This window comes from Pseudomonas sp. F9001 (genome assembly GCF_013385435.1).
Classification (GTDB): domain Bacteria; phylum Pseudomonadota; class Gammaproteobacteria; order Pseudomonadales; family Pseudomonadaceae; genus Aquipseudomonas.
The window spans coordinates 190536-215559 of the sequence record NZ_JACAPX010000015.1; the positions used below are offsets into that span (position 1 = coordinate 190536).

Here is a 25024-nt window from a genome sequence, read left to right on the forward strand (position 1 = left end):
CTGATGGTGCTTGTACAAACGCAAAACTATTCATTTGCTCGCCACACTCTTGTGAAGTTGTGAAAACCCGTTTTTTTCACGCTCTTTTGAAGACGTGAACCTCAAAAAAGGGCTGCCCCAGCCTGGCACCTGGCCCGAAATCACTGCCGGCAAGCGGCAAAACGGGCAAACAACTCAAGTGGCCGAGCGCATGGCAGCTCTGGCAGATTCGGGTAAAGACGATGGTTTGCAGAGAAAACAGCAAGCTCGCCAGCTTCACACGATCTGTGTGGGCGGCTCTCTGTGGGCGGTGCGGGGGAGCTAATACAAGTGCATTAGCGATGCTGCGAGGCCCGATCAGGAGACGTCCTTATAATCGGGGGGAGATTGTAGCGAAGAAATGCGCGCAAATGGACGTGTTTAATGACTTTTATTAGCAGTCTGGTCAGGAGGCCAACGCGTGCCGTGCCTGTGGCTGCGAAACCCGGGGGCTGACGCGCGCGCTGGCGGGCAGCGGGCGGTGCATCCAGCTCAGGCGGGTCTCTTCGACTTCGACCCAGCCTTCACCGACGGGCGGCAGGCTGCACTGCTTGAAAGCCTGGCAGCAGCCTTGGGCGTCGAGCAGGGCAAAGTGGCGATGGCTGGCGTGGGAAAAGAACAAAGATTTGAGAAGGCGCATGGCTGTGTACCCGGTTCGTTACATGCTGCGAAGGTTGGCAGTCTGGCATGACATTGAGGTGACGGTTCTGTGTGAAAATTGTAATTTCGCCGACAGTTCAGGCGCCGTTCAGGAATTCTGGTGAGTGGCGCGCGCTCACCGTTATACTGGCGCCCTGTTTGCATCTAGTCCTGGAGAAATGAGTATGTTGCAACGCCTGTTGTTCGGTTTGATCACTGTGACCAGTTTGACCCTGGTTGGCTGCGCCCACAGCCCGCAACAACTCAGCCCGCAACCGAAAATCACCACCCAGCTGGCGCCTGTCGGCCATGGCCAGCCGGTGTCGGTGCGTGTGGTTGACGGGCGCCCGTCGCCGACCCTCGGCACCCGTGGCGGCCTGTACCCGGAAACCAGCGCCATTACGGTGACCGGTGCGGACGTGCTGCCCAAGCTGCAAGCCCAGGCCGAAGCGGCCGTGCGCCTGTTGGGCTTCACCCCTTCCAACTCGCCAGGTGCGCCACAACTGACCATCACCCTGGCCGAGCTGAAGTATCAGTCGCCCAAGGAAGGCCTGTACGTGACTGAAGCCACCATCGGCGCGACCTTCAAGTCCGACGTGACTGCCGGCACCCGTCGCTACAGCGGCCGTTACGGCGCATCCCTGGACCAGCGCTTCGGCATGGCGCCGAACCAGGAAACCAACACCAAGCTGGTCAGCGACGTGTTGAGCGATGCCCTGACGCGCCTGTTCAAGGACCCGAGCATCGGTTCGCTGCTCAGCTCGCAGTAACCGTCAGGCGGGCGCGGAGCGCCCCAGTCGGCATTCCTTTGCGGCGCGTGGGAACGATCAAAAAACCGGGCTCATCACTGAGCCCGGTTTTTTTACGCCTGCCGTTTTCATGCAGCCGTTTCGACATAAAAGTCCAGCACACTCACGCCAGTGAGCAAGTCCAGCTCCGGCAGGTCGGCATGTTGATGCCCGCCGAGGGCGCAATACACCAGCCAGTGGCGGTCCTGCACATTGAACGCGAGGCCGCCCACCAGGGCCTCTTGCTCATCACTTGGGGCAATCAGATACAGCCGATCCTGGTTCTGCGCGTGCAACATGACAAGCTCCCGGGCTTTCGAAGGGCAACAGAGTGGCTTGTTAAGGTGACGTTCAGGTGACGCTGTAAATTACTGGATACATTAGCCGTCAATGGGGAAGGAGTAATGACGCGCAGGCGGCGCATATCATTCAGGTTTGTATCTGGATTGATACCAAGACACTGATACATCGAGGTTTGCGATGTCGCTGACCGCACTACTGCTCAATTCCCTTGCCCTGTTACTGGCCTGCCCGGCGGCATGGCTGCTGTTTGTCACGCGCCTGCATGAACAGCGCGCGATGGCCCGCCTTGCCGCGCAAAGCGAACTGCGTGCCATTGATCAGCCGATGCTGTATCTGGACGTGTTGACGCAGCGTACCTATCGCCTGTTCTACCGGTTGGGGTTTGCCTGTCTGGGGCTGGCGTTGCTGGTGTCCTTTCTTAGTACCCGATTGTAGGAACACCCTAAAAACAACTGTGGGAGCGGGCTTGCTCGCGAATGCGCGGTGTCAGTCAATACATGATTGGCTGATCCACCGCCTTCGCGAGCAAGCCCGCTCCCACATTGGGTTTGCGCTGTTGCTGGTACCGGGTTACAGGGCAATCCCGGCCTTGACCCGGTACTGATTCCTCACCGGCGTCGCGTATTGCAACACCAGATACGGCCGATGCTCGGCCGGGCACGCATTCAAGCGCCGCTCCCACTCTGCCTTCGCCTTGGCCAACTCGTCCGCCGGGAATACCTCGGCTGCGGTCGGTACCTGCAATTGCGGATCGGCATCGCTCCATTGGGCGTACGCCAGGTAATGCACCGGGAACAACCGATAACCGCCCAGGATCTGCCGGTCCATTTCGATCGCCAACAGCTTGGTGTCTTCGAACGCCTCGGTGATCGGCGGCGCGAAGTTGACGTGTACCCGGCCCTTGTAGCCGGTGATGCCCAGGGCAATGCTCACGTCATCTTCCCCCGGCGCCTTGCTGTAGGTGCCGGTGGTGGCGCGGATGTACAGCTCGCGGGCCTTGGCTGCGTCGCACGGGTCGTATTCGTAGCTGATGGACACCGGCGTCAGGTTCAGTGACTGGATGACCTCGGCGAACGGCTCGTCCTTGCGGCTCATGTGGAACATCTTGAGGATCGCCGACTCGGTGCGATCATCCCCATCCTTGGCGCGGCCTTCGGCCTGGGCGATCCAGATCGACTGGCAGTCGTTGCGAATCGAATGGTTGATGTAGGCCGACAGCAACTGGTAGGCCGCCATCTTCTCTTTGCGCCCGGTGATCGAGCGGTGCACGATGAAACTCTTGTTCAGGCGCATCAGGTCGCTGACAAACGGCTTTTGCAGCAGGTTGTCGCCGATGGCGATGCGTGGCGTCGGCAGGCCGGCGTGATACACGGCGTAGTTGACGAAGGCCGGGTCCATCACGATGTCGCGGTGGTTGGCCAGGAACAGGTAGGCGCTGCCGGACTTGAACTGCTCCACGCCGGTATAGGTCACGCCGTCGGTTGCCCGCTCGATGGTGTGGTCGACGTAAAACTCGACTTTGTCCTGCAGCGTGGCCACGGTAGTGACGCCGGCGAACTCACGGCGCAGTTTATGAGCGATCATCGGCTTGAGCAGCCAGCCGAAGGCGCCGGCAAAGCGCGGGAAGCGAAAGTGGGTCAGGATGTCCAGAAAGGCCTTGTCACTGAACAGTCGGGCCAGCACTGCCGGGACTTCGCTGTCGTTGTAAGGTCGGATGGTATCGAATTCGCCCATCATGCTCTCTTGTTAGAAACGGCTAGGGTAAGTAAAGGTTTGGAACAATAAATATCAGGGCGTGGTCCGGGCAATTGGCCGGGACGAAAAATAGCCCTGTAAATAGACCGGCGATTATACGCACAAGTCACCTTGGAGACCGCGATGGAAGAGGAGTCGTACGAATGTCCTTATTGTGGAGAGGTAGTCACGGCGCTACTGGACCTGTCGGCGGGCGATCAGGAATATATTGAGGACTGCCCGGTGTGCTGCCGGCCTATTGTTTTCGAGCTGCAGGTTCATGACGGCGAATGGATGCTCAACGTACGCAGCGAGAACGAATAAATAAAAGGTACGCCCATGCAGCGAATCTACGAGCCGGAAAACCTGATGGAAGGCGAGCTGCTGCAAGGCATGCTCGAAAGCGAGGGCATCACCGCGCACCTGGTGGGGCGCGATTTGCTCGGGGGTACCGGCGAACTGCCGATCTATGGCCTGCTGGCGCTGGCGGTGGAGAACGACCAGGCCGCCTACGCCCGCGAGCTGATCACCGCCTACAACGGTGCGCAACCACTGCCCGGTGATGAACCCGACAGCTTTCCCGACGTGCTGGTCTGTTAGGCTGTCGGCCAGTTTCTCCAAGAGTCGTGTTGCCCCATGTGTGGACGTTATGCCCTGTTTCGCTGGAACCCCACGTTTGCTGCCTTGCCGGGCTTCCCGGCCGACCAGCAGGCCCAGTGGAACATCTCTCCCAATGACTCGGTGCTGATCCAGCGCCTGAGCGACGGCCAGCACACCCTGGCGCGGGCGCGCTGGGGCCTGACGCCGCCCTGGCTGACCGATCTCTCTCGTACACCAGCCCATGCCCGGGCGGAAACCCTTGCCGAACAGCCGATGTTTCGCGAAGCGTTTCGCCAGCGCCGCTGCCTGCTGCCGGCCAATGGTTTCTACGAATGGCGCGGCACCCAGCGCAAGCGCCCGTACTGGCTGACGCCGGGGGAGGGCAGCACACTGTTCTTTGCCGCGATCTGGGAGGCGTATCCGGTGCAGGAGCAGGTTTGGTTGAGTACGGCGGTGGTGACCCAGGCGGCGCAGAGTCAACGCCGACCGTTGATTCTGGATGCGGCGGGGCAGGCAGCCTGGCTGAACCCCGAGACCCCGCTGCACACCTTGCAGGCCTTGTTGGCCAGTGAACCCACCGCGTTGCGCGAGCGGGTGCTGGCCAATATGGTCAACGATCCGAAGCTGAATGGACCGGAGTGCCTGACGCCGGGTTGAGCGTTGTGTTGAATCGGCCGGCCTCTTCGCGAGCAAGCCCGCTCCCACATTTGATTGCATTTCAACTGAAGGAATGCGATCGAATGTGGGAGCGGGCTTGCTCGCGAAGGCGCCCGAAAGGGCGCCGCTTGACTCAAACCTTGAACTGATTGATCAACCGCCGCTGCTGCTCCGCCAGCTTGGTCAGGTCTGCGCTGGCCGCGCTCGACTCATCCGCTCCGCCGGCCACTTCATTGGCCACCTGTCCGATATTGATCACGTTACGGTTAATGTCCTCGGCCACCGCGCTCTGTTCCTCGGCGGCGCTGGCGATCTGGGTGTTCATGTCGTTGATCACCGACACCGCCCGGGTAATGGTCTCCAGCGCCTGGGCCGCCTTGGCCGCGTGCTGCACGCTTTCATCGGTGCGGTTCTGGCTGTCTTCCATCACCCGCACCACGTCGCGGGTGCCCTGCTGCAGTTGCTGGATCATGGCCTGGATTTCTTCGGTAGCCTTCTGGGTCTTCTGCGCCAGGTTGCGCACCTCGTCGGCCACCACCGCAAACCCGCGCCCTTGCTCACCGGCCCGTGCGGCTTCGATTGCCGCGTTGAGCGCCAGCAGGTTGGTCTGCTCGGCAATCCCGCGAATCGCCGTGAGGATGGCATTGATGTTCTCGCTGTCCTTGGCCAGCGCCTGCACCACACCGACCGCCTTGCCGATTTCCTCGGCGAGGGCGCCGATGGAGGTGGAGGTGTCGCGCACAATCTGCATGCCCTGGCTCGCCGCTTGATCAGCGTGGCTGGCGGCCTGTGCGGCCTGGGTGGCGTTGCGCGCCACGTCCTGTGCGGTCGCGGTCATCTCGTGCACGGCGGTAGCCACCTGGTCGATCTCGACCATTTGCTTGTGCACGCCCTGGTTGGTGCGAATCGCGATGTCGGCGGTGTGCTCCGAGGAGTCGCTGACCTTCTGCACCGAACTCACCACCTGGGTAATCATCCCCTGCAACTTGGCCAGGAATGTATTGAAGCCGCTGGCAATCGCCCCCAGTTCGTCGGCGCGATCACTGGTCAGGCGCCGGGTCAGGTCGCCTTCGCCCTGGGCGATGTCATTGAGCATCGCCACCATTTGCTTGAGCGGCCGGGCAATGCCGTGGCCCACCAGCCAGATCACCAGCAAGCCGATGCCGGCGATCAGCAGCCCGGCCACGGCCATGCCGAAAATATCGGTTTTGCGCTGGGCGTCGAGGTCGTGCTGCATCGCCTGCAGGTCGGCCATTACCGCACTCAGGGGCAGTTGCAGGAGCAGGGTCCAGCGGGCGTCGGTCTGGCCGATGTTGAACGGCAGGAACAGCTCGATATGCCCGTGTTGCTTGTCCACGTCATAGCGCACCTCGCCGATCTTCAGTTGGCCGAGGTTGGCCAGTTCGTTGCTGTCCAGCAGGTCGCTGGCTTTTTCCCCGAGCTTGCTGGCGTCCTTGGTGTAGGCCACCAGGCGGCCGTTGCTGGAAATCAGCGCCAACTCGCCAGCACCGTTGTACAAATTCTGATCAGCCTTGGTGAGCATTTCCTGGATGAAGTTCACCGACAGGTCGGCGCCGACGATGCCCTGAAAGGTGCCGTCGATCATGATTGGTTCGATAAACGAGGCGAGCATCACCATCGCATTCCCTACTTTATAAGGGGCCGGATCGATGGCGCAGGGCTTTTTGCTTTCCTTGGAACACAGGTAGTACTCACTGGCGCGCACGCCGGTGGACAGGATGGTCTGGTCGGCCACGTCAGCCAGTTTATCCAGGCCCAGGCTGCCGTCGGCATTGCGGAACCACCACGGCAGGAAGCGGCCGTTGGTTTCGATGCCGACCACCGGGCTGTTCACGTAGGCAGCATCGTTGTGGTCGATGGCGTTGGCTTCCCAGCCTATATAGGCGCCAAGAATCTTCGGGTTACGCACCACGGTTTCGTGGATCAGGTTGATCAGTTGTTCACGGGAGACCGCCAGTTGCGGGTTGCCGTTGGCGTCTTTCATGCCCATCAGGGCGTTGGCGGTGGCCAGGCCCTTGGCCGTCACCAGCGGTGCTTCGAGTTCGCGCTGGATCAGCGTCGCCTGGGTTTGCGCCAGGGCGGTCAGGCGCTGCTCGATGATTTGTTCGAATTGACCCTGGGTGCGTTCCTGCACCATCTCCTGGGTGCGCGCCCCGGCGAACAAGGCATACAGCACCAACACCGCCACCACGCTCAGGACAATGGCCCCGGCCAGTGCCGCGACAGAAAATTGAATCGACTTGAACTTCATGACGGCTCCGAACGCAGGGGGAGATTGGCTGCTTGTGTATATCGGCCGCGGGCGGGGGAGACATGAGGGCCATTACCTCAAAATGGCTGTGCCGGATGGGCGAATGTCGTAAATGGAATGGTTGCCAGCGTTTGTGAATTTTTTGCGGCAGTGTGGGATGTATCTGAAATCAGGTGGCTATACGTCTGTTGTATCTGGCGTCGATACAATTGGCCGACTACGATACGCGCCATGTTTTCAGGGAGCAGGTTGATGAAAAAGACAGTGGCGGTATGTGCGTTGGGCGCGGCTTTGTTGCTCGCCGGTTGTCAGTCGGTCAACACCACCAGCGGCGGCGCCGTGGGCGTTGAGCGCAAGCAGTACATGTTCAGCATGTTGTCGAGCCAGGAAGTCGACCAGATGTATGCGCAGTCCTACCAGCAGACCCTGGGTGAAGCCAGCGGCAAGGGCCTGGTGGACAAGACCAGCGCCAACGCCAAGCGCGTGCAGGCGATTGCCAACCGCCTGATCGCCCAGGCGCCCACCTTCCGCCCGGATGCGGCGCAGTGGAAGTGGGAAGTGAACCTGATCAAAAGTGACGAGATGAACGCCAACTGCGGGCCTGGCGGCAAGATCTTTGTCTACAGCGCGTTGATCGACAATCTCAAGTTGACCGACGACGAACTCGCCGCCGTGATGGGCCATGAAATTGCCCACGCCTTGCGTGAGCACGGCCGCGAAGCCATGTCCAAGGCCTACGGTATCGAAATGGCGAAGCAGGGGGCCGGTGCGTTGTTCGGCCTCGGTCAGGACAGCCTGGCGCTGGCCGATACCGTGGCCAACTACGGCATGACCTTGCCCAACAGCCGCAGCAATGAAAACGAAGCGGACCTGATCGGCCTGGAGTTGTCGGCGCGTGCCGGTTACAACCCGAACGCGGCGATTACCCTGTGGAACAAAATGGCCAAGGCTTCGGAAGGCTCGCCACCTGAATTCATGAGCACCCACCCTGCCTCCGACAGCCGGATCGCCTCGTTGCAGGCGGCGATTCCGAAGGTGATGCCGTTGTATCAGCAGGCGAAAAAATCCTGATTTATAAGGCTGAAATGCAAATCTGAATGTGGGGGCCCGGCTTGTGTGGGAGTCGGGCTTGCCCGCGATGCAGGCACCTCGGTGTGTCAGTTGCACCGAGGTGATGCTATCGCAGGCAAGCCAGCTCCCACAAAAGCCCAGCCCCCATATGGGGTTGCGTTTAGATCCAGCCACTGCTCTGCATGGCCTTGTACACCGCAACAATGGCCAGGATGAAGAATGCCGTAGCCGCCAGTCGACGAATCAGCGTCAGCGGCAATTTGTCCGCGGCAAAATTACCCGCCAGCACCACCGGCACGTTGGCAATCAACATGCCCAGGGTGGTGCCGATAATCACCAGCCACAGTTCCGGGTATTGCGCCGCGAGCATCACGGTAGCGATCTGGGTCTTGTCGCCGATTTCCGCGAGGAAGAACGCGATCAGCGTGGTCAGGAAGGGCCCGAACTTGCGGGAAGTGCTGGCTTCGTCATCGTCGAGCTTGTCGGGCACCAGGGTCCACAGCGCCGTGGCGCAGAAGCTCGCCGCGAGGATCCAGTGCAGCACCGCATCCGAGAAGAAACTCCCGAACCAGGCCCCCACGGCACCGGCGGCCGCATGGTTGGCCAGGGTCGCGGCAACGATGCCGGCGATGATCGGCCAGGGTTTGCGAAAGCGTGCAGCGAGAATGAGCGCGAGCAGTTGCGTCTTGTCGCCAATTTCGGCCAAGGCAACGATTGCGGTAGGGACGAGCAGAGAATCCAGCATCAGGTAAGTTCCAGGGGCGGGTCGACACGGCTATGACACGTACAGCCTTCCCGCCCCGGGTAAGGTGTTCGTGTCATAGGTCTTGTCAAACCCCGGTCCGTCTGTGCGGACTCCTGGGTCGCATACGCCATGGCCTGTTGACCAAGTATGTTGACGTATGCCGGACGAGCGTGGCGCTCGTGGGAGACTACTCCCCTAGGACGGAGCGGATTCTGCCTAGGCAAAATCCATTCGGCAAGCCTTCTTTTGGAAAAAGATCTCAGCCGCGCTTGGCACGGTAAATGCGAAAACCCTGGCCTTCTGCCTTGATTGCGCACACCCCAAGATGCTCTTCGATCAGCGGCTGATACTTCAGGAAGCTGTTGGCTACCAAGCGAAGTTCGCCGCCTTTTGCCAGATGTTTGGCCGCTTTTCGCAGCAGGTTCTCGGTGGCGAAATAATCGGTGTGCACCCCGACGTGGAACGGCGGGTTGCTCAGAATCGCGTTCAGATTCATCGGAGCAGCGTCGATGCCATCACCGGTCAACACCTCGGCTTCCAGGCCATTGGCCGCCAGTGTCAGGCGACTGCTGGCAGCGGCAAAGGCATCCACGTCGAGCATTGTCACCGTGTTATGCGGGTAGCGACGCTTGACCGCTGCCCCGAGCACACCCGCGCCACAACCGAAATCCAGCAAGTGACCGCTCGGCAACTTGTCCAGATGCTCCAGCAGCAATGCGGTACCGCGATCCAGCCGACCGTGGCTGAACACGCCCGGCAGGCTCACCACCTTGAGCGGGCCCTCAGCCAGCGGCACCTCGAACACCTGCGCCAGGCTCTCCAGTTCTACCGGCTCGGGGGCGTTGGCCACCGTCACCAGCCACAACTGGCAGTGCCGCGCGTTGTCGAGCTTGCGCGGCTTGCCGAACGGATTCAGTTGCTTGGCCGCGCTTTCGATGCCGCCTTTCTTCTCGCCCACCAGGTACAACTCCTTGCCGGGCAAACGCGCCGCCACGGCATTGAGCAGGTAGTCGGTGAGGTCCTTGGACTTGGGCAGGAACACCACCGCGGTCTCGAACGAACGCTCGGGCACGTTCACACCGAACTGGCTGCGCTCGGCAAAACGTGCGTCCAGTGCGGCCTGGTCGCCGGCGTGCCAGCTCCAGCCATGGGCATTGGGCAGGCGGCCCAGCAGGTCGTCGGCGGGCAAGCCCACCAGCAGCACGTCGCCTTGAAAAAGTTCGGCCTGGCGAAGCAGTACTTCACTGCGCGGATCCATGGTCTGCTCCTTGAAAAGGGGCGCAGTTTATCAACTGACGACGCGCAGCGGGGCGCCGCAGAAAAAGCCCTCGGCGTTTTCGATCAATTGGCCGACGATCCGCTGCCGGGCTTCGCGGCTGCCCCAGGCGTTGTGCGGGGTGACGATCAAGCGCGGGATGTCGCCGGCCAGCAACGGGTTGCCGTTCACCGGCGGTTCCACGCTCAATACATCGGTCGCCGCGCCGCCCAGGTGCCCACTGCGCAAGGCATCGGCCAGGGCCTGTTCGTTGATCAAGCCACCACGGGCGGTGTTGACGATAAACGCGCCGGGCTTGAGCAAGGCGAGTTCACGGGCACCGATAAAGTCGCGGGTGTGTTCGTTGAGCGGGCAGTGCAGGGTCAGCGCGTCGACCTGCGCCAGCAACTCGTCCAGCGGCACGCGATCGGCGCGGGCCGGGCGGCCTGGAATCGCACCCAGGATCACGCGCATGCCAAAGGCTTCAGCCAGGCGCGCAACGGCACCGCCCAATTCACCATGGCCCAGCAGCCCGAGGGTTTTGCCTTCCAGTTCGACGATCGGGTAGTCCAGCAGGCAGAACTGCTTGGCTTGTTGCCAGTGCCCCGCCTGCACATCCCGTTGATAGTCGTTCAGGCGCGTCGCCAGGTTCAGCAGCAGCATGATCGTATGCTGCGCCACCGATGGCGTGCCGTAACCCTGGCAATTGCTCACGGTAACGCCGTGGGCGCGGGCGGCGGCGAGGTCGACGTTGTTGGTGCCGGTGGCGGTCACCAGGATCAGCTTCAGCTCGGGGCAGGCCGCCAGGGTCTCGGCATTCAGCGCGATCTTGTTGCTGATGGCCACCTGCGCGCCTTGCAGGCGTTGGATAATGTTTTCGGGTGTGGTCTGCTGGTGCAGGCTCAGTTCGCTGAAGAGTGCCTGCAACCCGCTGAGGTCCAGGTCCCCGAGGTCCAGGGAAGGGTGATCAAGGAAGACGGCGCGGCGATTGTTCGTCATCAACTGTACCTTTTGCGGCGGGATTCGAAGGCGTAATCTGCCGAGCCTATCAGATGAAATAATCAGTTACTTCCTGGAGTGTGCATGTACCTCACCGAGTTCTTGACCGTGGCACTGATTCACCTGTTGGCGGTGGCCAGCCCTGGCCCGGATTTCGCCGTGGTGGTACGTGAAAGCGTGACCCATGGCCGACGGGCCGGCACCTGGACGGCGTTGGGCGTCGGTTCGGCGATTTTCCTGCACGTGGGGTATTCGCTGCTGGGCATCGGCTTGATCGTGTCCCAGTCCATCGTGCTGTTCAATGCGCTGAAATGGGCGGCGGCGGCCTACCTGCTGTACATCGGCTTCAAGGCCCTGCGCGCCCAGCCGGCCAAGCCTGCCAGTGAAGAAGACCTGCACCTGGAAGCGGGCGAGCGCACTGCCCGTGGTGCGTTTACCTCAGGGTTTGTCACCAACGGCTTGAACCCCAAGGCCACGCTGTTCTTCCTGTCGCTGTTCACCGTGGTGATCAATCCCCACACGCCGTTGGCGGTCCAGGCCGGTTATGGCGTGTACCTGGCCGTGGCGACCGCGATCTGGTTTTGCCTGGTGGCCATGCTGTTCAGCCAGCAACGCGTACGCGCCGGTTTTGCACGCATGGGCCACTGGTTCGACCGCACCATGGGCGCGGTGCTGATTGCCATCGGCGTGAAGCTGGCGTTTACCAGCATGAAATAAGCCGGATGCTGGCGCAAAGCTAGCATTCATTGGGTTCTGCAAATCATTCCTTTGGGTGATTTGGCTGAAACATAAGCGCTCTACAGTGCAGATGTTTCAGCCAAGACCGTGCAGTCAGATAAGGGATTCGTATGTTGCAGACTCGTGTTATCCCGCCCGCCGAAGGCGCCTACCAATACCCGCTGTTGATCAAACGCCTGTTGATGTCCGGGACACGCTACGAGAAGACCCGGGAAATCGTCTACCGCGACCAGTTGCGCTACACCTATCCGACCCTGATCGAGCGCGTCGCCCGCCTGGCCAATGTGCTGACCGAGGCCGGGGTCAAGGCCGGTGATACCGTGGCCGTGATGGACTGGGACAGCCATCGCTACCTGGAATGCATGTTTGCCATTCCGATGATTGGTGCGGTAATCCACACCATCAACGTGCGCCTGTCCCCGGAACAGATTCTGTACACCATGAACCACGCCGAGGACCGCTTTGTGCTGGTCAACAGCGAGTTCGTGGGGCTCTACCAGGCCATCGCCGGCCACCTCACCACCGTCGACAAAACCCTGCTGCTCACCGACGGCGCGGACAAAACCGCCGAGCTGCCCAACCTCGTGGGTGAGTACGAAACGTTGCTGGCGGCGGCGAGCCCCCGCTATGACTTCGAGGATTTCGACGAAAACTCCGTCGCCACCACCTTCTACACCACCGGCACCACGGGCAATCCCAAGGGCGTGTACTTCACCCACCGCCAACTGGTGCTGCACACCATGGGCGTGGCGACCATCATGGGCAGCGTCGACAGCGTGCGTCTGTTGGGCACCAACGACGTCTACATGCCGATCACTCCGATGTTCCACGTCCACGCCTGGGGCCTGCCGTATGTGGCGACCATGCTCGGCCTGAAGCAGGTTTATCCAGGCCGCTACGACCCCGAATACCTGGTGGAGCTGTGGCGCAAGGAGAAGGTCACCTTCTCCCATTGTGTGCCGACCATCCTGCAAATGGTGCTCAACGCCAAGGCCGGGCAGGGCGTGGATTTCGGCGGCTGGAAAATCGTCATCGGTGGCAGCGCCCTCAATCGTTCGCTGTATGAAGCCTCCAAGGCCCGCGGTATTCAGCTGACGGCGGCGTACGGCATGTCCGAGACCGGGCCGCTGGTGTCTTGTGCCCACCTCAATGAAGAACTGATGGCCGGCACCGAAGACGAACGCACCACCTACCGCATCAAGGCTGGCGTGCCCGGGCCATTGGTGGAAGCGGCGATCATCGACGGCGAGGGCAACTTCCTGCCCGCCGACGGTGAATCCCAGGGCGAGCTGGTGCTGCGCGCGCCATGGCTCAGCGAAGGCTATTTCAACGAGCCGCAGAAGGGCGCTGAGTTGTGGGCCGGCGGCTGGATGCACACCGGCGATGTGGCCACCCTCGATGCCTTCGGCGTGATCGATATTCGCGACCGCATCAAGGACGTGATCAAGACCGGCGGCGAGTGGATCTCCTCGCTGGCCCTTGAGGACCTGGTCAGCCGCCACCCGGCGGTACGCGAAGTAGCGGTGGTGGGGATTGCCGACCCGCAGTGGGGTGAGCGCCCGTTTGCGTTGCTGGTGGTGCGTGATGGCCATGTGATAGGGGCCAAGGAGCTCAAGGAACATCTCAAGCCATTCGTGGAATTGGGCCACCTGAGCAAGTGGGCGATTCCAAGCCAGATCGCTGTTGTTACGGAAATTCCCAAGACCAGTGTCGGCAAGCTCGACAAAAAACGTATCCGTGTCGACATCATCGAATGGCAGGCCAACAACAGCACCTTCCTCTCTACCCTCTGACGCTGCTTGCCGTGCCCTCGCGGGCACGGCAGCGCTCTAGTCCAAGCCTTCACTTGTGATTTGCCAATTTTCAGCCATCCTTCCGTCGCTGACCTTCGTCAGCATGGCGAAAAGGACTGTGGCAGACGGGTTGGTGATGCAAATCACACTTTAGAGGGATCAAGCGGTACCCCCTGCTGGCTATAGTTCATCCCAGAGTTTTTCAAGGTGCGGTGCTGTGAGCCCGGCGGGTTCATGTGTTCGCCCGGCATTGGAATCGTTGTATTCCGGCCGTTACAAGCCCTTGGAAACGACTCACTGCCATAACAATAATGCACATGGAGTAGCGTCGATGATCTCAGCACACCAGTTCTGGCGCCGGGCAAAACTGCCCTTGGCCGTCAGCCTCGCCTCTACGCTCGCCGGGCCTGCATTCGGCGTCAGTTTCAACATCGGTGAAATCGAAGGCAGCTTTGACTCGTCCCTGTCGGTCGGGGCCAGTTGGTCGACGGCGGGTCGCAATAAAGACCTGATCGGTGCCAACAACGGTGGCAGGGGGTTGTCGCAAACCTCGGATGACGGTCACCTGAACTTCGACAAAGGTGATTCCTTCTCGAAGATCTTCAAAGGCATTCATGACCTTGAGTTGAAATACGGCGACACCGGCGTGTTTGTCCGGGGCAAGTACTGGTATGACTTCAAGCTTAAAGACGACGACCTCGATTTCAAGAACATCAGCGACAACAACCGCCCAACAGGCGCCCGATCTTCCGGCGGGCAGATTCTCGACGCCTTCGTCTACCACAACTACTCGATTGGTGATGAACCGGGTTCCGTACGGTTGGGCAAGCAGGTAGTGAGCTGGGGTGAGAGCACGTTCATTGGTGGCGGTATCAACGCCATCAACCCGATCGACGTGGCTGCATTCCGTCGTCCGGGGGCCGAGATCAAGGAGGGCCTGATTCCGGTCAACATGTTCTACGTGTCGCAAACGCTGACCGACAACCTGTCGGCTGAAGGCTTCTATCAGATCGGTTGGGACAAGACCGTGACCGATAACTGCGGCACGTTTTTCTCGCAGCCCGACATCATTACCACCGGCTGCAACGATAATTTGCGGGTGTTGAACAAGCGTTCCACGATCAACCCGGCCGCTTTGCCGAGCTTGGCCGCCTTGGGCGTCGACGTTAATGACGAGGGCGTCCTGGTGCGCCGCGGTCCGAACCGTAACGCACGTGACGGCGGCCAATACGGCGTCGCAATGCACTACAACTTTGAGCCGCTGGACACCGAGTTCGGCGCCTACTACATGAACTACCACAGCCGTGCGCCGATTTTCAGTGCAACTGGCGCGCCTCAGTCGGTCTACGACAGAGCCAGGCCTTTGGGTCAGGCAGCTGCACTGGTGGTGGCGGGAAACTCGCAATACTTCGTTGAGTATCCGGAAGACATCCACCTCTTTGGCTTGAGTTTCTCCACCACGTTGCCTACCGGCACGGCATGGAGCGGCGAGTTGAGCTACCGGCCCAACGCGCCTGTGCAGTTGAACTCCACCGACATCCTGTTTGCCGGCGTTCGCCCTCTGGGCTTCCCGGTGCTCAAGGATGCTTCGTTGTTAAGCGGTGTACCAGGCCAGGATTTGCATGGTTATCGCCGTAAGGAAATCACTCAACTCCAAACCACGTTCACCCACTTCTTTGACCAGGTCATGGGCGCCAGCCGCCTGACGCTGGTGGGCGAAGTCGGTATGACCTATGTCGGCGGGTTGGAGAGCAAGTCCAAGGTTCGCTATGGCCGTGATCCGGTGTTTGGCCCGGGTACCCTGCCTAACGGCGCGTGTGCGGCATTGAACAACTCTACCGCCCAAGGTGCTGGCCTTCCCAATGCCAACGGCCTGAACACCAGTTGCAACAACGACGGCTTCACTACTGCAACTTCGTGGGGCTACCGTGGCCGTGCGATCTGGGAATACCCGGATGTGTTTGCCGGCGTCAACCTCAAACCCAACGTGGCCTGGTCCCATGACGTTAAGGGTTACTCGCCTGGCCCTGGCGGTAACTTCGAGGAAGGCCGCAAGGCGATCAGCCTCGGGCTGGACGCCGAGTACCAGAACACTTACACCGCGAGCCTGGCCTACACCAACTTCTTTGGTGGCGACTACAGCACCGTGGACGACCGCGACTTTGTCGCCTTGAGCGTCGGCGTGAACTTCTAAGCACACTCTCTTTAAGCAGTATGTTTTAAGGAAGAACCAGAACATGAAAATAACTAAAAATCTGTTGCAGGTGGGTGTGCTGGGGCTGTCGATCATGGCGGGTAGCGTCATGGCGGCGGTCTCGGCGGATGAAGCCGCCAAGCTCGGCACGACCCTGACCCCGATGGGCGCCGAAATGGCCGGTAACGCGGCCGGCACCATCCCTAAATGGTCGCCGCTGCCCACCAACGCCGGTGCCGTGGATGCCCGTGGCTTCCTGGCCAACCCGTACGCCAGCGAACAACCGCAATTCACCATCACCGCGCAGAACGTCGAGCAGTACAAGGACAAGCTGGCGCCCGGGCAGTACGCGATGTTCAAGCGCTACCCCGACACCTTCAAGATGCCGGTCTACCCGACCCATCGCGGCGCCACGGTGCCGGCTGATGTGTTCGCCGCCATCAAGAAAAACGCCACCAGCACCAACCTGGTGTCCGGCGGCAACGGCCTGGAAAACTTTGAAACCGCCGTACCGTTCCCGATTCCGAAAAGCGGCGTTGAAGTGATCTGGAACCACATCACCCGCTATCGCGGCGGCAGCGTGACCCGCCTGGTGACCCAGGCCACGCCGCAAACCAACGGCTCCTTCAGCCTAGTGTATTTCCGTGATCAGTTCGTGTTCCGCGACAAGATGAAGGACTACGACCCGAAAAACCCGGGCAACATCCTGTTCTACTTCAAGCAGCAAGTGACTGCGCCGGCACGTCTGGCCGGTGGTGTGCTGCTGGTGCACGAAACCCTCGACCAGGTGAAAGAACCCCGTTCGGCGTGGGTCTACAACGCCGGCCAGCGTCGTGTGCGCCGGGCGCCGCAAGTATCGTATGACGGCCCGGGTACCGCCGCCGACGGCCTGCGGACTTCCGACAACCTCGACATGTTCAACGGTGCACCGGACCGCTACGACTGGAAACTGGAAGGCAAGAAGGAACTGTACATCGCCGAAAACAGCTACAAACTCGACGATCCGAAGCTCAAGTATGTCGACATCATCAAGGCCGGCCACATCAACCAGGACCTGGCGCGCTACGAGCTGCGCCGTGTGTGGCATGTGGTTGCAACCCTGAAGGAAGGCCAGCGCCATATCTACGCCAAGCGTGACTTCTTCATTGACGAAGACACCTGGCAAGCCGCGGTCATCGACCACTACGACGGTCGTGGCCAGCTGTGGCGCGTGGCTGAAGCCCATGCCGAGAACTACTACGACAAGCAAGTGCCGTGGTACGCCCTCGAAACCCTCTACGACCTGCAGTCCGGCCGCTACCTGGCCCTGGGCATGAAGAACGAAGAGAAACAGGCCTATGACTTCGGCTTCACCGCCACCACCAGCGACTTCACCCCGGCGGCCCTGCGCCAGGATGGTGTTCGCTAACTTGCTGTAAACGAGGCCGCATCCTCGAAGAAGCCCCGACTGGTTCGGGGCTTTTTTTTGCCGGACCACTTTGGCGAGGGAGCTTGCTCCCGCAGGGATGCGTAGCAGCCCCAAAAACGGGAGCGCTGCGCACTCCAGCGTGAGCAAGCTCCCTCGCCACAGAGTGTCGGTCGTTACAGAAGAAGTCCGGATATTTTTTGTTGTAGTCTTTTTCAGACAAATGTTGCAAAGATCTACAAAGCTGCCGCTTTTACCGCTAGTCTGCGGACATCTGCAATGCCGACAACAGCCTTCTACAAGAGCCCGGCGATGACTGATCTGTCCCGAATTCAAGGGCCTGCCAGCGCGGTGATTCCGACCCTGGAAGGGCGCTTCTATCGACCCCCACTGCCTGACGGCTATGTGTTGCGACCGCGCCTGTGCGAACGGCTGAGCGAAGGGCTGGCCGGGCGTCTGTTGCTGGTCAGCGCTCCGGCCGGGTTCGGCAAGAGTTCGCTGGCGGTGGAGTTCTGCCAGAGCCTGCCGGCCCACTGGCAAAGCCTGTGGTTGGGGCTAAGTCCCCGGGACAACGACCCGGGACGTTTTCTTGAACGCCTGCTCGACGGCTTGCAGCAATACTTCCCGCAGTTGGGCGCCCAATCCCTGGGCCTGCTGAAAATGCGCCAGCGTCACCAACCCTTCGCCTTTGAAGAATGGCTCGACGGCCTGCTGGATGAACTGACGGTGCACCTGTCGACCCAGGCGCCGCTGTTGCTGGTGCTGGATGACTACCATCTGGCCCAGGGCCCGGTACTCGACCGCTGCCTGCAATTTTTCCTCAATCACCTGCCCGACGGCCTGCTGGTGCTGGTCACCAGCCGCCAGCGTCCCGACTGGCACCTGGCCCGACTGCGCCTGTCCCGGCATTTGCTGGAACTGCACGAGCAGGACCTGCGCCTGACTCACGGCGAATCCCTGGCGCTGCTGGATCGCCACAGCAGTTCATTGCGTGGTGAAGCCCTGGATAACCTGATCCGGCGCAGCGAAGGCTGGGTGGCCGGCCTGCGTTTCTGGCTGCTGGCGGCTTCCGAGGCCGGCAGCGAAGGTACGCTGCCCCAGGGTTTGCACGGCGGGGAAGGGCTGATCCGCGATTACCTGCTCGAAGAGGTCATCGACTGCCTGCCCTCGGAAGTCCAGGCGTTCCTCTACGACACCGCGTCCCAGGAGCGCTTTTGCAGCGAGCTGTGCGACGCCGTGCGCGAGGCCCACGACAGCACGGAAATCCTGCGCTACCTGCAAGCCCACCAGGTATTCCTGGTGCCGCTGGACGAGCAGGGCCATTGGTACCGTTATCACCATCTGTTTTCCGACCTGCTGCGCACCCGGCGCGCGAGCAATGCCGTGTTGCCGGCAGCCAGTCTGCACCTGCGGGCCTGCCGCTGGTTCAATGCCCAGGGCTTGATCGACGAGGCAGTGGAGCAGGCGCTGCGTGCGGGCCACCTGGATGTGGCGGCAAACCTGGTGCAGAACCTGTCCGAAGAGCAACTGCTGGCGGAGCAGAATGTCGGCATGCTGCTGCGCTGGAAAATGGACTTGCCCGACAGTTTGCTGATGAGTACGCCACGCCTGATCGTGCTCTACAGCTGGGCGTTGGGCCTGGCCTGCCAGCTGGATGCGGCGCAGGAACTGGCCAGCCACCTCAGCCGTTTTTTACCGGCCCCGTCGGCCACCGCGCAAAAGTCGATGCTGGCGCAATGGCTGGCCCTCAGCGGGATTATTGCCCGGGGCCGTGGTGATCGTGAGCTGACCCAGTCGTATTGCAGCGAGGCCCTGGAAAGCCTGCCGCACAAACGCTATGGCCAGCGGTTGATGTGCCTGTCGACCCTGTCCAACCTGGCCATTGTCGACGCCGACCTGTGGCGCGCCCGCGGCCTGAACCGCGAATCCCTGGAGTTGGCGCAGCGGGTCGGCAATCCATTGTTTGAAGCGCTGGCCCATTACGACCGAGCGCGCGTACTGCAGGCCCGTGGCGAGATCCTGCGGTCGCTGGATGAAGTGCGCCAGGGCCTGCAACGTTTGCAAGGCCTGGCGCCGCAACGGCTGTACGCAGTGCGCGCGCGCCTGGCGTTGTACGAAGGCTATTTGCTGCTGATGCGCTGCCAGCCTGAAGCCGGGCTCGCTCGGCTGCGTGCCGGATTGACGGAGGCGCGAGCCTGTCGGGATATCAGCGTGTTGATCGGCCACTGTGTGATCGCCAGCTTCGAAGGTCGCCGTGGCGACTTCTCCGTGGCCTTTGCCGAATTGGCCGAGGCCGAGCGCTTGATGCATATCTGGGACGTGCCGCCGATTTTCTATCTGGCGATGATCACCCTGGTCAAATGCGAGCTATGGCTGGCTCAGGGGCGCACCGACCTGGCCGATGCCTGGCTGACGCGGCTGGGGCAAACCTACAACGGTGAACAGGCCGCTGCCGCACCGGAGTTCCACCCGCACCTGCCGCAACATATCGAGTTGCAACAGGCGGCACTCGACGCCATCCGTCATCAGCCGGCGGCTTCACTGCAACGGCTCGACGAACTGGCACGCCAGGCCCATAACAGCGGCCGGCAGATGATCAGCCTGATGGCGCTGACCCAGCAGGCACTGTTACTGCTGGACGGTGGCCAGGAAGCCCAGGCCCGCCCGGTGTTTGCCCGCGCGCTTGAAGCGGCTGCCGGTGGCGCGATGCAACCTTTCCAGCGCCTGTTGGAACGCTATCCCGAGTGGACGCGGGAGCAGCTGTCTCGGGATCCCCATGGACTGATGAACCAGGGCCTGCTGGCACTCTTGCCGGATGTTGCAGTAGTTGAAACCCCACACACACTGGAGACCCTGAGCACCCGTGAACTGGCGGTGCTGCACCTGATCGCACAGGGTTGTTCAAACCAGGAGATCAGCAATCAGCTGTTTATCTCCCTGCACACCGTGAAAACCCACGCCAGCCATATCAACAGCAAGCTCGGGGTGGAGCGGCGCACACAGGCGGTGGCGCGGGCGCAGGAGATGGGATTGCTGGGGTAGAAACCTGGATCAATGGGATCGAAAGCCCCAGACGATTTCCACCACGCGGGCTGCCACCAGCACATAGATCAGGATAAGCAGCAGCTGAAGGACCAGGTGATAACGCAGTTTGGCGAGCCGGCGGATGCCATCGCTCACATTCAGCACCATCAGCAAGCTTGAGACCACGATCAAGCCCCACCCGGCCACGCTTGACGCCAGGATGCCGAGGAACAGCTCATGTTTCCCGGCCAGTGCGTTGGTGCCCGCAGCAAACAACAGCGCGCATACCAGCAGGTTCTTCACATTGTCGAAGACCTGGGTGCTGAAGTCATTCTCCAGCAGTTGCTGATACCACTTCCAGAATGTGCGCATGGCTCGATCCCCTGGATCAATGTTTACCGCACGGCGGGGCACTCACTCGATGACTTGTCGGCGGCCTGGCTGAGCAGCGCGGCAAACCGCTTGACGTTGTTCTGCTGCGCGATCACCAGGTCGTCAATGGTCGGGCCGGATGGCGACTGCACCACCGTGCGACACGTCAGCGGCGTGCGTTCGTCCGTGCCCGTCTGGCGAAGCCGCCATTTGACGTCGAGCAGGGCGTACTGCCCGGGGATCGAGTCAAAGCGCTGGACCTCAATGCGCACCGCCAGGTTTTTCCGGCTGCTGGCGAGTTGATCCACCAGCGCGCTGCGCAACTCATCCACCAGGCTGGCAGCCCACCATTGCGTCTCGAGAATGGCCACGCCGCTGTCACCCTGGCGGATGACAATCTGTGGCCGGTCGACCTGTGGCGGGACCGTGATGCTTTCAATCCGGATCTCGCCCCCCGCGGCCAATGACGCATTGCTGCGCTGCACCGGCGTCAGGGTATGAAATTGAATGGGCTCACTGCGGCACGCCGTCAGCAGCAGCAACCCGGTGAGCAGCGTGATCTTCAGCGGCAAAGCCATGGTGGTTGCTCCTGTGGTCATTTGCGCGGTGGCCCTTGCAGGTCGGAGGGCGCGGCGTTGTCGGGGCGACCGCGAATCAGCGATTCGGGATGGCGTGCCAGGTAGTCCGACAGCTCTCGCAGGGAGCGCGACATGCGGCTCAGTTCGTCCAGGGTCTGGGTCAACTGTTCCCGTTGCGGCGAATCCTCGGCCAGGGTCGAACTGGCGGATTGCAGGGTTTTACTCACGTCGGCCAGCGTGTTTTGCACCCCCGGCAGTGTCTTGGCGTTGAACTGGCCGAGACCCTTGCGCAGTTCCACCAGGCTGCCGTCGAGGTTGCCGGCAATTCGCTCGATCGGCAGCTGGTTGATCTTGTTGACGATGCCTTCGAGTTTTTCCTGCAGTTGTTCCAGGTTGCCGGGGATGGTCGGAATACTGACGGGGCGCAGGTTCGGGTCAAACACGACTTTGTCGGCCTTGGGGAAGAAGTCCAGGGCGATATACAGCTGGCCAGTGAGCAGGTTGCCGCTGCGGGCCTGGGCGCGCAGGCCGTGTTCGATGAAGCTGCCCATCAGGCGCACACCGCCGGCTTCGTCGTTGGGGTCATGCTTCAAGACCGTGAGCATTTTGGTGTTGGCTTCGCCGAGGCGCTGCGGGTAGATCACGATGCCGACGTTGACCGGGAAGCTGCGTTTTTTCTCGTCGAAATCCAGGTTGATCGACACCACTTTGCCGAATTCGATACCCAGGAATTCCACTGGCGCACCCACCGTAAGCCCGCGCAAGGCCTGGTCGAACCGCAGGTTCAGGTATTGCGCCTTGCCATTGGGCGGGGCCAGCGCGGTTTGCTGGTCGGCGAACAGTTCGTAGGAGTGTTCTTCGTCGGCCGGCTTGTCGTTGGGGCTGTAGGGCGGGGCGAGGAAGGCGATGCCGCCCACCAGCATGGACGACAAGGATTCGGTTTTCAGCGCAAACCCGTTGGCGCCGACACTCACATCAATCCCGCTGGCGTTCCAGAACCGGGTGTTCTCGGTGACGTAGGCGTCATTGGGTGCATGCACGAACACGTCGATGTTCACGCCCTTGCCGTCAGCGTCCAGGGCATAGGCCACCACCTGGCCAACGGGAATCTTGCGGTAGTACACGGGGGAGCCGATATCCAGCGAACCCAGATCCTGGGTGTGCAGCGTGAAGCGCTTGCCCGGTTCGCCATAGGTAATGGGCGGCGGGTTTTCCAGGCCGGTGAACCGGTTGGCGCGGGTATCGGACTGGCCGATATCGGCGCCGATATAATCCCCGGAGAGCAGCGTGTCGATACCGGAAACGCCGCCGGCGCCGATACGTGGGCGCACCACCCAGAACTGCGAGTCTTCACGGGTGAAGCTTTCAGCCTGTTTGGACAGTTTGATCGTGGCGTTGACGCTTTTCTGATCGTCGCTCAACTCCACGTCAGTCACCTGGCCGATCACCACGTTGCGGTATTTCACGTCGGTCTTGTTGGCGGTCAGGCCGCTGCCGGTCTTGAAGGTAATGGTAATGCTCGGCCCCTGCTGAAGGATGCTGTGCACCACCAGCGAAATGCCCACCAGCACCGCGACAATCGGCACGATCCACACCAGCGAGACGCTGAAGCGCCGCGTCTTGATCGCAGGCGAGCCCGCAGGCTGCGGTTTGTCAGTGGTTTGCGACGCCATCCGGCATCTCCTCGTTGTGTGGGTTTTCCCAGATCAGGCGCGGGTCGAAACTCATTGCCGAGAGCATGGTGAAAACCACCACCAGGCCAAAGAACAGAATGCCCAGGCGTGGCTCGATGGTGCCCAGGGCCTGGAACCGCACCAGGGCGGCCACCAAGGCCACCACGATCACATCCAGCATCGACCAGTAGCCAATCACTTCGACGAAGCGAAACAGCTTCGAGCGCTCCTTGCGCGCCCACTGGTTATTGCGCTGCACGGTGACCAGCAGCAACGTCAATGCGACGAACTTGATACCCGGCACCGCGATGCTGGCGATGAAAATGATCAGGGCGATGTCCCAGGCGCCGTGCTGCCAGAACTCCAGCACGCCGCTCATGATGGTGCTGTCGGCGCCCGAGCCGAGCATCGAGGTGTTCATCACCGGCAGTAAGTTGGCGGGCACGTAAAACGCCAGCGCCGTCAGCATATAGGCCCAGGTACGGGTCAGCGAATGGACCTTGCGCCGGTGCAGCGGCGCGCCGCAACGCTCGCATTCGTCGGGCGCGGTGCTGACGTCGCAAGCCTGGCCGCAGCTGTGGCACAGGCACAGGTTCAGCTCGCTGGCGGTCGGTGGACGGCTCATAAAATGTCCCACAGGTCGCGAATATCACGCCCGGCAATGCGGATCAGCAACAGGCTGAGGGCGGCCAGGGCAAACAGGCCGGTGCCGGGCAACACATCCAGCATGCCGGCGAGTTTGAACACCGCCACCATGGCGCCCAGCAGGCAGACTTCGAGCATGCTCCAGGGCCGAAGCGCTTCGAGCCAGCGCATGCACAGCTTGAACGCCGGCGAGCGTTGGCCCTTCATCGCAAAGCCCAGCACCCAGATCAACAGCAGCAACTGGAACACCGGCGCGATGATGATGGAAATCGCCGCCACCAGCGCGATGAAGGTGATCGGGCCCTGGGCCAGTGCGACCACCGAATCCCATAACGTGGCGCTGCTTTTCAGGCCTTGCAGGCTGATGCTCATCACCGGGTAGAAGTTGGCGAAAATCCACAGCACGGTGGCGGTCAGGGTCAGGGCCAGGCGTTGTTCCACCGACAGCCCGTTATAACGCTGGAGTACGCCTGCGCAGCGGGTGCAAAGGGTCTTCTGATGTTTGGCGAGCGTGACTTTTTCGTACACGCAATCGCAGTGTTCGCAGATGATCAATGGGCTGAGGGTCGCCATAAGTCCCACTCCATGCGCTATACGTTGCGCGTTGTATGACTGGCGCCAGAGTAGCTTAGCAGTTGCCGGGTTTGACAGCCGTGCGCTCGCGAGCGCTTTCGGATCGGGTGCAGGGTCGAACATACTGTGCGCCGGAATGCAGTACAAAAGAGTGTGCCTTTGAATTTGCAGGAATACCCATGAATATTCAGTCTCCCGCGCTGATCCGCGAAACGTTCCCGGTAGGCCCGTTGCAGTGCAACTGCACGATCATCGGCGACCCCGTCACCAAAAAAGCCATCGTCGTCGACCCGGGCGGCAACCATGAGGTGATCCTGGCGCGCCTCGATGCGCTGGGCCTGAAAGTGGTCAGCATTATTCACACCCACGCCCATCTTGATCACTTCCTGGCCTCCGGGCAGTTGAAGGAAAAAACCGGCGCTACCCTGCACTTGCACAAGGAAGACCAGTTTCTGTGGGACAACCTGGAAATGCAGTGCCAGATGTTCCGCGTGCCTTACACGCCAGTGCCGTCGCCGGATCGTTGGCTGGAGGATGAAGAAGAGCTGGCCTGTGGTTGCGGGGTTGCCTTGCATACACCTGGACACACACCCGGCTCGATGAGTTTCTGGTTCGCCGATGCGAAGTTGCTGATTGCCGGCGACACCCTGTTTCGGCGCGGCGTGGGCCGTACGGATTTGTGGGGCGGTGACCAGGCGACCATCGTGCGCTCGATCAAGCAACGGCTCTACACCCTGGATGAAGCGGCGGTGGTGGTGACAGGGCACGGTCCGGATACGCGCCTGGGAGATGAAATGCGTGAGAATCCGTTTGTCCGCGCGTGAAGCAAAATGTGGGTAGTTTTTCGGATACCAAGTGGCAACTATCAGACGAAACATATAGAGAAAATGACAATCACCGTTCAGGAAGTCTCTGCTAGGGTTTGAGTGTGGCCGGGCTTGTGTGGAG

24 protein-coding genes, 1 pseudogene and 1 riboswitch are annotated in these 25024 nt (G+C 61.2%); of the genes and pseudogenes, 12 read left to right on the forward strand and 13 right to left on the reverse strand.

The genetic code is table 11. The features are described 5' to 3' along the window. Positions 1-424: 424 nt before the first annotated feature. Positions 425-658, reverse strand: a complete 234-nt coding sequence (locus HX818_RS17480) for a hypothetical protein (protein WP_003216156.1) — start codon at positions 656-658, stop codon at positions 425-427. A gap of 184 nt (positions 659-842) precedes the next feature. Between HX818_RS17480 and HX818_RS17485 the strand changes: the two genes are divergently transcribed. Further along, positions 843-1427 carry a YajG family lipoprotein gene (locus HX818_RS17485; protein WP_003216157.1) on the forward strand — a complete coding sequence of 195 codons (585 nt, stop codon included), beginning with the start codon at positions 843-845 and terminating at the stop codon, positions 1425-1427. Between the two features lie 107 nt (positions 1428-1534). On the opposite strand, the gene HX818_RS17490 is transcribed toward HX818_RS17485, so the two are convergent. Further along, a complete protein-coding gene (locus HX818_RS17490; RefSeq protein WP_008434269.1) occupies positions 1535-1744 on the reverse strand; it encodes a hypothetical protein in 210 nt (69 codons plus the stop codon). 181 nt (positions 1745-1925) lie between these two features. Here HX818_RS17490 and HX818_RS17495 point away from each other — a divergent pair, with 181 nt between their 5' ends. Continuing rightward, a complete protein-coding gene (locus HX818_RS17495) occupies positions 1926-2183 on the forward strand; it encodes a hypothetical protein (RefSeq protein ID WP_003216159.1) in 258 nt (85 codons plus the stop codon). 135 nt (positions 2184-2318) lie between these two features. Here HX818_RS17495 and HX818_RS17500 read toward each other — a convergent pair whose 3' ends face one another. Next, complete coding sequence (locus HX818_RS17500; RefSeq protein WP_029615884.1) at positions 2319-3482, reverse strand: 1-acyl-sn-glycerol-3-phosphate acyltransferase; 1164 nt, start codon at positions 3480-3482, stop codon at positions 2319-2321. A 144-nt stretch (positions 3483-3626) separates the two neighbouring features. Here HX818_RS17500 and HX818_RS17505 point away from each other — a divergent pair, with 144 nt between their 5' ends. From HX818_RS17505 to HX818_RS17515, 3 genes are read left to right on the forward strand one after another with little or no spacing between them, the layout of a single operon-like run. Beyond that, positions 3627-3806 carry a CPXCG motif-containing cysteine-rich protein gene (locus HX818_RS17505; RefSeq protein ID WP_003216161.1) on the forward strand — a complete coding sequence of 60 codons (180 nt, stop codon included), beginning with the start codon at positions 3627-3629 and terminating at the stop codon, positions 3804-3806. A gap of 15 nt (positions 3807-3821) precedes the next feature. Then, the gene (locus HX818_RS17510; RefSeq protein WP_017477710.1) at positions 3822-4082 is read left to right on the forward strand and encodes a putative signal transducing protein; all 261 of its coding nucleotides are present in this window, start codon (positions 3822-3824) and stop codon (positions 4080-4082) included. Between the two features lie 36 nt (positions 4083-4118). Beyond that, positions 4119-4739, forward strand: a complete 621-nt coding sequence (locus tag HX818_RS17515; protein ID WP_010170537.1) for an SOS response-associated peptidase — start codon at positions 4119-4121, stop codon at positions 4737-4739. A 133-nt stretch (positions 4740-4872) separates the two neighbouring features. Here the strand turns inward: HX818_RS17515 and HX818_RS31495 are convergent, their stop codons facing one another. Beyond that, positions 4873-5715 (reverse strand): methyl-accepting chemotaxis protein, encoded by an 843-nt coding sequence (locus tag HX818_RS31495; protein WP_371132336.1) that lies wholly within the window; start codon positions 5713-5715, stop codon positions 4873-4875. Between the two features lie 15 nt (positions 5716-5730). Further along, a pseudogene (locus tag HX818_RS31500) lies at positions 5731-7011 on the reverse strand (HAMP domain-containing protein); the annotation flags it as partial. A gap of 252 nt (positions 7012-7263) precedes the next feature. Here HX818_RS31500 and HX818_RS17525 point away from each other — a divergent pair. After that, on the forward strand, positions 7264-8082 hold the full coding sequence (locus HX818_RS17525; RefSeq protein ID WP_003216165.1) for a M48 family metallopeptidase: 819 nt from the start codon (positions 7264-7266) through the stop codon (positions 8080-8082). Positions 8083-8242: 160 nt separating this feature from the next. Here the strand turns inward: HX818_RS17525 and HX818_RS17530 are convergent, their stop codons facing one another. The 3 genes from HX818_RS17530 to HX818_RS17540 all read right to left on the reverse strand — a co-directional run bounded on the left by HX818_RS17530 (position 8243) and on the right by HX818_RS17540 (position 11081). Beyond that, positions 8243-8827, reverse strand: coding sequence for a TMEM165/GDT1 family protein (locus HX818_RS17530; protein ID WP_003216166.1), 585 nt, complete (start codon positions 8825-8827; stop codon positions 8243-8245). Between the two features lie 88 nt (positions 8828-8915). Further along, positions 8916-9035: riboswitch (yybP-ykoY riboswitch) on the reverse strand. 51 nt (positions 9036-9086) lie between these two features. Beyond that, positions 9087-10085 carry a class I SAM-dependent methyltransferase gene (locus tag HX818_RS17535; protein WP_008434258.1) on the reverse strand — a complete coding sequence of 333 codons (999 nt, stop codon included), beginning with the start codon at positions 10083-10085 and terminating at the stop codon, positions 9087-9089. A 30-nt stretch (positions 10086-10115) separates the two neighbouring features. Then, positions 10116-11081 carry a 2-hydroxyacid dehydrogenase gene (locus HX818_RS17540; protein ID WP_177020459.1) on the reverse strand — a complete coding sequence of 322 codons (966 nt, stop codon included), beginning with the start codon at positions 11079-11081 and terminating at the stop codon, positions 10116-10118. Between the two features lie 84 nt (positions 11082-11165). Here HX818_RS17540 and HX818_RS17545 point away from each other — a divergent pair, with 84 nt between their 5' ends. The 5 genes from HX818_RS17545 (at position 11166) to HX818_RS17565 (ending at position 20253) form a co-directional block, all read left to right on the forward strand. Beyond that, a complete protein-coding gene (locus HX818_RS17545) occupies positions 11166-11798 on the forward strand; it encodes a LysE family translocator (protein ID WP_003216169.1) in 633 nt (210 codons plus the stop codon). Positions 11799-11929: 131 nt separating this feature from the next. Beyond that, positions 11930-13612 carry a fatty acid--CoA ligase gene (locus HX818_RS17550; protein ID WP_003216170.1) on the forward strand — a complete coding sequence of 561 codons (1683 nt, stop codon included), beginning with the start codon at positions 11930-11932 and terminating at the stop codon, positions 13610-13612. Positions 13613-13943: 331 nt separating this feature from the next. Beyond that, entirely contained in the window at positions 13944-15806 is a 1863-nt protein-coding gene (locus HX818_RS17555) for a DUF1302 domain-containing protein (protein ID WP_003216171.1), read from the forward strand. Positions 15807-15849: 43 nt separating this feature from the next. After that, positions 15850-17214, forward strand: a complete 1365-nt coding sequence (locus HX818_RS17560; RefSeq protein ID WP_008434250.1) for a DUF1329 domain-containing protein — start codon at positions 15850-15852, stop codon at positions 17212-17214. Positions 17215-17523: 309 nt separating this feature from the next. Continuing rightward, positions 17524-20253 carry a LuxR C-terminal-related transcriptional regulator gene (locus tag HX818_RS17565; protein ID WP_102369891.1) on the forward strand — a complete coding sequence of 910 codons (2730 nt, stop codon included), beginning with the start codon at positions 17524-17526 and terminating at the stop codon, positions 20251-20253. 9 nt (positions 20254-20262) lie between these two features. Here HX818_RS17565 and HX818_RS17570 read toward each other — a convergent pair whose 3' ends face one another. From HX818_RS17570 to HX818_RS17590, 5 genes are read right to left on the reverse strand one after another with little or no spacing between them, the layout of a single operon-like run. Then, positions 20263-20607: a hypothetical protein gene (locus HX818_RS17570; RefSeq protein ID WP_003216175.1), complete on the reverse strand. Its 345-nt coding sequence runs from the start codon at positions 20605-20607 to the stop codon at positions 20263-20265. A 23-nt stretch (positions 20608-20630) separates the two neighbouring features. Beyond that, positions 20631-21185: a membrane integrity-associated transporter subunit PqiC gene (locus HX818_RS17575; protein ID WP_008434246.1), complete on the reverse strand. Its 555-nt coding sequence runs from the start codon at positions 21183-21185 to the stop codon at positions 20631-20633. A gap of 17 nt (positions 21186-21202) precedes the next feature. Continuing rightward, entirely contained in the window at positions 21203-22858 is a 1656-nt protein-coding gene (locus HX818_RS17580) for an intermembrane transport protein PqiB (protein WP_177020460.1), read from the reverse strand. Beyond that, positions 22839-23483, reverse strand: a complete 645-nt coding sequence (locus HX818_RS17585) for a paraquat-inducible protein A (protein ID WP_003216181.1) — start codon at positions 23481-23483, stop codon at positions 22839-22841. Before HX818_RS17585 ends, HX818_RS17580 begins: the two co-directional genes overlap by 20 nt. Beyond that, the gene (locus HX818_RS17590) at positions 23480-24076 is read right to left on the reverse strand and encodes a paraquat-inducible protein A (RefSeq protein WP_003216183.1); all 597 of its coding nucleotides are present in this window, start codon (positions 24074-24076) and stop codon (positions 23480-23482) included. The genes HX818_RS17585 and HX818_RS17590 overlap by 4 nt, the downstream gene beginning before the upstream one ends. Positions 24077-24255: 179 nt before the next feature. On the opposite strand from HX818_RS17590, the gene HX818_RS17595 reads away from it, so the two are divergent. Next, entirely contained in the window at positions 24256-24900 is a 645-nt protein-coding gene (locus HX818_RS17595) for an MBL fold metallo-hydrolase (RefSeq protein ID WP_177020461.1), read from the forward strand. The last annotated feature ends 124 nt before the right edge of the window (positions 24901-25024 follow it).

What these genes read in the sequence shown, in the direction of transcription:
- HX818_RS17595 (WP_177020461.1), top strand. Translation starts at nt 24,256, where the DNA reads ATGAATATTCAGTCTCCCGCGCTGATCCGCGAAACGTTCCCGGTAGGC.
- HX818_RS17525 (WP_003216165.1), top strand. Translation starts at nt 7,264, where the DNA reads ATGAAAAAGACAGTGGCGGTATGTGCGTTGGGCGCGGCTTTGTTGCTC.
- HX818_RS17530 (WP_003216166.1), bottom strand. Translation starts at nt 8,827, where the DNA reads ATGCTGGATTCTCTGCTCGTCCCTACCGCAATCGTTGCCTTGGCCGAA.
- HX818_RS17550 (WP_003216170.1), top strand. Translation starts at nt 11,930, where the DNA reads ATGTTGCAGACTCGTGTTATCCCGCCCGCCGAAGGCGCCTACCAATAC.
- HX818_RS17500 (WP_029615884.1), bottom strand. Translation starts at nt 3,482, where the DNA reads ATGGGCGAATTCGATACCATCCGACCTTACAACGACAGCGAAGTCCCG.
- HX818_RS17590 (WP_003216183.1), bottom strand. Translation starts at nt 24,076, where the DNA reads ATGGCGACCCTCAGCCCATTGATCATCTGCGAACACTGCGATTGCGTG.
- HX818_RS17510 (WP_017477710.1), top strand. Translation starts at nt 3,822, where the DNA reads ATGCAGCGAATCTACGAGCCGGAAAACCTGATGGAAGGCGAGCTGCTG.
- HX818_RS17560 (WP_008434250.1), top strand. Translation starts at nt 15,850, where the DNA reads ATGAAAATAACTAAAAATCTGTTGCAGGTGGGTGTGCTGGGGCTGTCG.
- HX818_RS17505 (WP_003216161.1), top strand. Translation starts at nt 3,627, where the DNA reads ATGGAAGAGGAGTCGTACGAATGTCCTTATTGTGGAGAGGTAGTCACG.
- HX818_RS17515 (WP_010170537.1), top strand. Translation starts at nt 4,119, where the DNA reads ATGTGTGGACGTTATGCCCTGTTTCGCTGGAACCCCACGTTTGCTGCC.
- HX818_RS17580 (WP_177020460.1), bottom strand. Translation starts at nt 22,858, where the DNA reads ATGGCGTCGCAAACCACTGACAAACCGCAGCCTGCGGGCTCGCCTGCG.
- HX818_RS17585 (WP_003216181.1), bottom strand. Translation starts at nt 23,483, where the DNA reads ATGAGCCGTCCACCGACCGCCAGCGAGCTGAACCTGTGCCTGTGCCAC.
- HX818_RS17480 (WP_003216156.1), bottom strand. Translation starts at nt 658, where the DNA reads ATGCGCCTTCTCAAATCTTTGTTCTTTTCCCACGCCAGCCATCGCCAC.
- HX818_RS17485 (WP_003216157.1), top strand. Translation starts at nt 843, where the DNA reads ATGTTGCAACGCCTGTTGTTCGGTTTGATCACTGTGACCAGTTTGACC.
- HX818_RS17495 (WP_003216159.1), top strand. Translation starts at nt 1,926, where the DNA reads ATGTCGCTGACCGCACTACTGCTCAATTCCCTTGCCCTGTTACTGGCC.
- HX818_RS17570 (WP_003216175.1), bottom strand. Translation starts at nt 20,607, where the DNA reads ATGCGCACATTCTGGAAGTGGTATCAGCAACTGCTGGAGAATGACTTC.
- HX818_RS17540 (WP_177020459.1), bottom strand. Translation starts at nt 11,081, where the DNA reads ATGACGAACAATCGCCGCGCCGTCTTCCTTGATCACCCTTCCCTGGAC.
- HX818_RS17575 (WP_008434246.1), bottom strand. Translation starts at nt 21,185, where the DNA reads ATGGCTTTGCCGCTGAAGATCACGCTGCTCACCGGGTTGCTGCTGCTG.
- HX818_RS17555 (WP_003216171.1), top strand. Translation starts at nt 13,944, where the DNA reads ATGATCTCAGCACACCAGTTCTGGCGCCGGGCAAAACTGCCCTTGGCC.
- HX818_RS17535 (WP_008434258.1), bottom strand. Translation starts at nt 10,085, where the DNA reads ATGGATCCGCGCAGTGAAGTACTGCTTCGCCAGGCCGAACTTTTTCAA.
- HX818_RS17545 (WP_003216169.1), top strand. Translation starts at nt 11,166, where the DNA reads ATGTACCTCACCGAGTTCTTGACCGTGGCACTGATTCACCTGTTGGCG.
- HX818_RS31495 (WP_371132336.1), bottom strand. Translation starts at nt 5,715, where the DNA reads ATGATTACCCAGGTGGTGAGTTCGGTGCAGAAGGTCAGCGACTCCTCG.
- HX818_RS17565 (WP_102369891.1), top strand. Translation starts at nt 17,524, where the DNA reads ATGACTGATCTGTCCCGAATTCAAGGGCCTGCCAGCGCGGTGATTCCG.
- HX818_RS17490 (WP_008434269.1), bottom strand. Translation starts at nt 1,744, where the DNA reads ATGTTGCACGCGCAGAACCAGGATCGGCTGTATCTGATTGCCCCAAGT.